The organism is Protofrankia sp. CiP1_Cm_nod3 (genome assembly GCF_982290655.1).
Genome location: NZ_CEVIVD010000026.1, coordinates 17,144 through 24,475 on the forward strand (window position 1 = coordinate 17,144; position 7,332 = coordinate 24,475).

At 72.1% G+C, this 7,332-nt stretch carries 4 protein-coding genes and 1 pseudogene; all 5 read right to left on the minus strand.

Features of this window, described 5'->3' with window-relative positions; all coding sequences use genetic code 11:
• A pseudogene (locus AC5LUJ_RS07815) lies at window positions 1-1,639 on the minus strand (zinc ribbon domain-containing protein); the annotation flags it as partial.
• Between the two features lie 300 nt (window positions 1,640-1,939).
• Complete coding sequence (locus tag AC5LUJ_RS07820; RefSeq protein WP_250281142.1) at window positions 1,940-3,610, minus strand: Hsp70 family protein; 1,671 nt, start codon at window positions 3,608-3,610, stop codon at window positions 1,940-1,942.
• Window positions 3,611-3,823: 213 nt separating this feature from the next.
• A complete protein-coding gene (gene grpE, locus AC5LUJ_RS07825) occupies window positions 3,824-4,678 on the minus strand; it encodes a nucleotide exchange factor GrpE (RefSeq protein ID WP_250281143.1) in 855 nt (284 codons plus the stop codon).
• A gap of 284 nt (window positions 4,679-4,962) precedes the next feature.
• The gene (locus tag AC5LUJ_RS07830; protein WP_250281144.1) at window positions 4,963-5,658 is read right to left on the minus strand and encodes a TerD family protein; all 696 of its coding nucleotides are present in this window, start codon (window positions 5,656-5,658) and stop codon (window positions 4,963-4,965) included.
• Between the two features lie 138 nt (window positions 5,659-5,796).
• A complete protein-coding gene (locus AC5LUJ_RS07835) occupies window positions 5,797-6,987 on the minus strand; it encodes a DUF475 domain-containing protein (RefSeq protein ID WP_250281153.1) in 1,191 nt (396 codons plus the stop codon).
• Between the last annotated feature and the right edge of the window lie 345 nt (window positions 6,988-7,332).

A 7,332-nucleotide genomic window follows, 5' to 3' on the forward strand; every position in this document is an offset into this window, starting at 1 on the left:
CCTGCTCGGCCGCGGTCAGCTCCCGGGGCGGGTCGAGGGGCAGCGCGGCCAGCGCCGCCAGTGCCTCGCGGCTGTCCGCCGCCGTGGCGAGCACCGCGGCCAGGGCACTCTCCTGGTCGGGGGCGGGCAGCACCCGGGCCGCGGCGACCCGGCGGTGGATGACGTCCTGATGGGCGGCGAGTTCGGCGAGCACCTCCTCGGGGGTGCGCCCGTCCGGGCCGGGCACGTCGCGGGCGTGGGAGACCAGCCACCGCGCCCCGTCGGTGGCGGCGTCCGCGCGCCGGGCCTCACGGTTGTCCACCAGCGCCCGCCAGCCGGCGTCGGCGGCGGCCAGCGCCGCCTGCACCCGTGCGTCGAGCTCTTCGGCCTCCCGCGCGGTGGCACCGTCGAGCAGCGCCAGCACCGGGCGGACGGCGGCCAGCAGCTCGCCGGCCTGGCGGGCCCGGCCGGCGCCCAGCGCCCGGCGGATGGCGGACACGGCCTGGGCGGCCTCCCGTGCCTGGCGCACGCTCTGCCCGCAGGAACGGCAGGCCACCGCGGCGGCCTCGGTCTCCCGTCCGCACGAGGGGCACGCGGTGTACAGCTCGGTGTCGCAGTAACGGCAGATCCGCGAGCCGTCCACCGGCTCCGGGCGGCAGCACTGCGCGCACACCACATAGTCGAGGAAGACCCCGGTCGTCACGGCCGCGCCCAGCTCCCGGGCGACGCCGAGCAGCAGGGTCTTGGCCTGCGCCGTGGACAGGCCCGACCCGCTCGAGAGGATCTCCCGCACCAGCCCCTCGAACGCGGCCGGTCCCAGTTCGCCGTCGAGAACGATGTGCTCCTCGACCCGCCCCCGGATCTCCTCCCGGGCGTCCGCGGCCAGGCCGGCGGTGTAGGCGGCCGGATCCCCGTCCAGCAGCCTGGTGCGCACCTGCGCGAGCAGATCCGCGATCACCGTCTTCTCGTGGTCGTGCGGGCGCCGCTGGTTGCGTTCCAGCGCGATCTCGTAGGCCGCCCTGATCCGTTCCGGCGGCGAGCCGGCCGGGACCCCCAGGAAGGCCCAGAGGGAGGCGGTGGCGGCCCTGCTGCCCACCCGCAGCTGCCGCAGCTCGGTCAGACGGTCCCGGATCTGGCGGCGCACCCCCGCGGCGAGGGGCTCGGCCCCGTCCCCCCAGCCGTCCTCGATCACCTGCTCGCCGGCGAGAACCGCGTCGAACTGCTCGGTGGTCACCCCGTCGGCCGCCGCCAGCCGGCGCAGCCCGGCCACCCGGGAACGCGGCACCCCGCCGAAACGCTCACGTACGGTAGCGAGATTGCGGGCCACTTTCGCCAGCCGTTCGGCCTGCCCGGCCTGGCGGGCCGCCAGCACCCGGGCCCGGAGCTGGTCGCGGGTGGCGGCGTCCAGCAGCGGCGCCTCCCACTCCGCCCGCCGCCGCACCAGCGTCGCCGCGAGCGACGCGTACCGGGTCGCGTCCCGCTGCCGTTGCAGGAAGGCCATGACGGCGGCCAGCTGCTCGCGTACCTGCGCGTCGGTGTGGACGGCATCCGGATCGAGGGCCGCGACGAAAAAAGGGTCATCGAGATCCAACGTGGAGCGGCGGTGCAGCTCCGCCAGCACACGCTGGCGGTAACCGCTGCCGTCGAACGCCGCGCTCACCGTCCCACCTTCGTCCCGTCCCTGCCGCGGGGCAGGTGAAACCCGTGTCTGTACAGCCCGTGCCCGTCCTGGGCGCGGCCTGGAACGTTCACCATATGTACTGGACGAGGCAATGCACCGGCCAGAACTGCACCTGCCCGCTCCTGGTGACACCTCACACAGACACGGCCCGGCGGGTGTCCGCGTGGGTGCGGGTGTCCGCGTGGGTACGGGTGTCCCCGTGGGTATGTCTGCGGTGGATGCCGGCCGTCCGGATCAGCGCCCGCGCCGGCCGGCATCCACCGCAGACCCTCCAGGCCGTCAGTCGCGCTGCTTGAGCAGGGTGACCTTCCTGCCCTCCTCGTCCCGCATCGCCTCGCTGCCGACCCCGGCCTTCACCTGCAGGAGCAGGGGGTCCTTCGCGCCGGGATGGGTGGCGGTGACCCGGATGGTCTGGTCCGGGCGCATGAAGAAGGTGACCTCGACGGGCGTGCCGCGGGGATGGCCGCCCGGGATGCCGGCGATGGCGCCCTCGACGATCACCTTGTTGTCCTCCGGCAGGGGCGACTCGGCGCTCGTGCCCTGCTCGAACACGCGGATGTCGACCTCGGCCTGGTTGTCGGAGACCGTGTAGAAGGTCCGCGTCACCTCGATCGGCAACGGGTCGTTGCGGTGCGCTAGGAAGGCGGCGACCGTCTTGCCCCTGTCCTCGGCGAGGATCCCGAAACCGCGCGAGGTCACATTTACGATCTTCGTTTTCACCAGGTCCACCACGGCGGTGATGTCCAGCCCGAGGCTGTCGGCCGCCCCGGACGCCGCCTGCCGCACGTCGGTCGCCTCGGCCGCCTCCAGGCCCTCCCCCTCGGCAAGCCTGCCCTTCGCGACCAGATCGTCGATGACCTGGCGTTCCAGCTCCTTCTTCTGCCCGAACACCGCCGCGCCCTTGGCCACCGCGAGATCAGGATCGACGAGCCGGGGAGCCAGGCCGAACTTCTCGGTCAGCTTCCGGGCGATGACAGGGGTCTTGCTCATCCCCCCGACGAGCAGGCAGACGTCGACGTGGTCGACCCCGCGCTCCTTCGCCCGGTCGAGCACCGAGCCGGTCAGGTCGAGCGTGCGCTGCAGCAACGACGCCGTGATCTCCTCGAGGTCGGCGCGGGTGACGGTCACGCTCGTGCGCCGGCCGGCATGGACCACCAGCACGTCCACGCTCTCCCGGCCCGAGAGCGCCAGCTTCGCCTCCTCCGCCGCGGTCAGCAGCTCCTGCTCGTCGTAGACGTCGTCGAGCGGGTCGCCGGCGCCGGGCTGCGCCTCGATGAACTTCTGCGCGAGGAAACGCACCAGCTCGGCGTCCCAGTCGGCGCCGCCCAGCTCGTGGTCGCCGTCGGTGGCAACCACCGTGATCTCGTTCTCCGACAGCCGGATGACCGTGGTGTCGAAGGTGCCGCCGCCGAGGTCGTAGACCAGCACGGTGGACTCCGCCGCGCCGCCCCGCGCGAACCCGTAGGCGAAGGCCGCCGCGGTCGGCTCGTTGATGATGTCGACGACGTTCAGCCCGGCGAGCGTCCCGGCGAGCTTCGTCGCCTTGCGCTCCTCGTCACCGAAGTAGGCGGGCACGGTGATGACCACATCGGTCACCGGGGTCCCGGTCACCCGCTGCGCGTCGGCGGCCAGGGCCTTGAGCACGAGGCTGGACACCGCGGGAGCGCTGTACTCCTCGCCGTGGACGACGAACCGCCAGTCCGCCTCGCCCATGTGCCGCTTGACCAGGCTCGCCACGTCGTCCGGACGGATCCGGGCCTGCCGCTTGGCCTGCGTGCCGACGACGAAGCTGACCTCGCCGCCGGGCGACTCGTCAAAGAGCACCACCGACGGCGTGGTCGGCTGCGACTCGATGTTACGGATGACGTCCGGGCGCCCGTACTCGTCCACCTGGGCGATACACGAGTACGTCGTTCCCAGGTCGATCCCGAACACCTTCGTCCGCGTCATGTAGCTTCCCTCCGCCAAACCGCGGCCACCGCCCAGGGCCCGGGCGCACGAAGAAAAGCATCGCGCTGCCGCGGCCCACGGTCAGGGGCGCCAGGCCCCCGGGCCCACCGGGCCGGTCCCCGGCACCCGGATCCGGCCGGGAACCGGGCGCACGAGAACCATGGCCGCGCCGTTGTTGGCCCTCTTTGTCGGCCTTCTGCTGTTGTCGGCCCCCTAGTGTGCCCGAAAGACCTCCACCTCGGCTGGGCGCACCACGATCGACTCACCGCGGACGAAGCCGGGTCTGACGGTCCGGGCGATCGTCCGGTCACGCTTGGCGTCGTCCGTACCGATACGGCGCACGCCGACGTGCCGGGCCGGGTCGAAGGGCATGCCCACGACCGCGGTGTACGGACGGACGTCCACGGCGACGTCCATGATCTGCAACAGCTGCGTACGCAGGATACCGGCGACGCTCTGGCCGTCGTCCGCGCCCAGGCTCGTCATCTGGTCGTGCAGCCGCATCAGGCCCCGCAGCAACGGTGACATCGCCTCGGTCAGCTCACCCGCCCGCAGCCGGGTGTTCTCGGCGTGCAGGCGGTCCACCAGGTCGGCGTCGTGACGCCGGAGCCTGGCCAGCTCCTCGAGACGCCGGGCCAGCTCGTCCAGGCGGCCGGCGACGGCGGTGGCCGCGGGGCCCTCGGCGTCGCCGTCGCCGACGGCGTTCCCGGCGGCAGCCCCGTCCGCGGCCCTGCCCTCGGCCCTGTCCTCGGTCTTGTCCGCGGCCCTGCCCTCGGTCCCGGTCTTGCCCTTCTTGCCCTTGGCCCTGCCCTCAGCCGCGGCCCCGGCGGCGGCCTCCTGCCCGTCAGCGATCCCGCCGGCCGCGCCAACCGCGGGGGGCCGTGCCGCGGGCTGCTCGGGCTCGGCGGCAATGGTCACGGCCGGCTCCGCCGGCGGGAGGCCGGCCGGCGGGAGGCCGGCCTGCGGATGATCGGCCGGCGCGGGGCCGGTCGCGTCCCCCGGCCGCACGGCCGGCGGGGCGTCACGCCCGTCACGCCCGTCATCCCCGGCATCCCCGGTGCCGGCCACGATCTCTCCCGGTTCCGCCGGGCCCGTCCCGTCGCTGTTGTCACCCGGTGGCACCGGACGTGGCGTACCGGCCACCAGCCCGTGCCGTGGCCGGGATGTCGAAACGGGCCCACCGCCCGTGGGCGGTACCGGCACCGGCCGGCTCACGTCCGCTTCCACTCCCCGGCTGCGCGCAGCCACATCCCGTCGTCCCCCTGATCATGCTCCTGGCTCCCGGCCCTGTTGCCCGTTCGCCTTCCTTACACGCCTATTCGCCCAATATTCTCCTACTCGTCCGCATGCGCCTACTTGCGCCCCGGAGTCCAGTTCAGTCCCCAGCCGAAGGCCTGGTCGAGTTCCTGGTGGCTGCCGACGTAGCGCACCTCCCTGCTCACGATGAGGTCGTTGCCGCCCTGGTTGGTCAGCAGCGCGATCGCGCACATCCGGGCGCTGCCGGCCCGCTCGTCCAGCCGGACCTCGATGGGCGCGCCCCGCGCCGGGGTGAGGGTCACCACCGCGCCGGCCTGGTCGAAGTTCGGGACGCCGGAGTAGATGAAAGCGAAGATCAGCAGACGGCGGATCTCCGCGACGTGGGCCAGGTTGACGAACAGGTTCTCCCCACCGGCGGAGGCACCGGTGCGGTCATCGGCGTCGAGCTGGACGTACGGGTGCGCGTCGAGGGAGCCGAACGCGTTACCGAGCGCCTGCACGACCCCCTTACGGCCGTCGGTGAGCTCGTACAGGCTGGCCAGGTCGAGGTCGATCCCGCCCTGCCCGACGCTCAGCACCCGCTTGAGGAAGCCGCCCTTGCCGCCGGCGCCCGCCGCGCCCTGGGCGTTCCAGTTGAGGTTGACGTGCAGCCGCCCGCCGCCGCCCTGCTTGCTCAGGGAGACCGAAGGTGCACCCTTGGTGAGAGTCACCTTGTTCAGCGATACCCCGGGCGTGCCGGGGGACGAACCGGCGGATGAGTCGGTGGAGCGCTTGCTGTAGTCGATGGGCATGTTCCGCTCCCTTGTGGTGGTCGTCCCGGCCCTGCCGCCGGCTCGCCGTGACCCCCGTGGTGGCACATACACGATCAAGAATCTTCGCTGTCATGGGCGCCGCCGTCCATGGGCGGCGCTGTCATGGACGCACGACTGTCATGAACCGGCAGTAACGATCTCACGCTGCCGTTCGTCCGGGCCGTCGCCCTCGTCCGCGCCGGCACGCCGCTCCTTGTTCCGGCGCAGCAGAGAGGAGATCAGGGCGACTCCGATGAACCCGACACCGACGAGACCGGTGATGATCTCCGGGACCTCGGTCTCGATGCTGACAGCGAGGATCACCGCGAGCGCGCCGATGGCGTAGTGGGCGCCGTGCTCCAGGTAGACATACTCCTGCAGGGTGCCCTTGCGGACGAGGTAGACGGTGATCGACCGGATGTACATGGCGCCGATACCGAGCCCGGCCGCGATGACGAAGATCTTCTGAGTGATCGCGAAAGCGCCCACCACGCCGTCGAAGGAGAACGACGCGTCCAGGACCTCCAGGTACAGGAACAGGAAGAACGCGGCCTTCCCCGACGCGAGGACCAGCGTGTTGGGACCGCCTTTGCCGCCGGCCGGCCCCGCCGCGGGCGCGGTCCCCACGGGAGCCACCGCGGTGGCGTCGTCGGCGTCCTGCCCGGCGTCCTGCGCGTCATCGTCGTCGGCTCCCAGGCCGCGCGCCTCGAAGAACTCACCGAGACCACGCACGCCCAGATAGGTGGCGATACCGGCGACACCGGCCGTGAGCACCTGCTGGATCGCGTCACCGGAGAACGCCTCGGCGACGATGAGGAGCGCGACGAGCCCGACCACGACCGACAGCACATCGAGGTGCCCCGCCCTGCGCAGCGGCTCCTCGATCCAGCGGAGCCACTGGACGTCACGTTCGGGGTCGAACATGAAATCCAGGAAGATCATGAAGAGGAAGATGCCACCGAAGGCGGCGATGGCCGGATGCGCGTCGTGCAGCCGGGCCGCGTACTCGTCCGGGTTGTTCAACGCGAGGTCGAAGACCTCGATGGGGCCGAGATGCGCGGTGAGCGCGACGATGACGATCGGGAACAGCAGGCGCATCCCGAATACGGCGATCAGGATGCCGACGGTGAGGAATATCCGCTGCCAGAACTCGTTCATCCGGCGCAGGATCGTGGCGTTGATGACCGCGTTGTCGAACGACAGGCTTATCTCCAGCACGGCCAGGATGGCGACGATCGCGGCCGTCTCCGGGCCGCCGAGCACTCCGGCCAACGCGACACCGACCACGGTGACCGCCAGCGACCAACCAAAGATTCGCAGGGCATGCACGAGGACAGGCACCCTTCCTCCGGACCGGGTCTGGCGCGGTACCGGGAGCACCACCCACCGCGCCTCGACCCCGGTCCGGAGCATCGAGGCATCACGTCAGCCGCGCGTCGGCCCGGGCCGGGCGCGGCGCGGGTCATGGCCATGTCCTGACCATGACCGCACAGTTACCCCGCACAGTTACGGGTACCCCGCCACGGGTGCCCCGCACAGTCACGGGGCCGCCTGGCCGTTGACCGCGATCCCGGGCATCGTAACCGGCCGAGCCGGCACCGCCGGGTAACCGGCCAAACCGGGACCACCGGCGCCCCGCACACGGGCACGGGCCGTCAGCACGGCGTCCGCCCG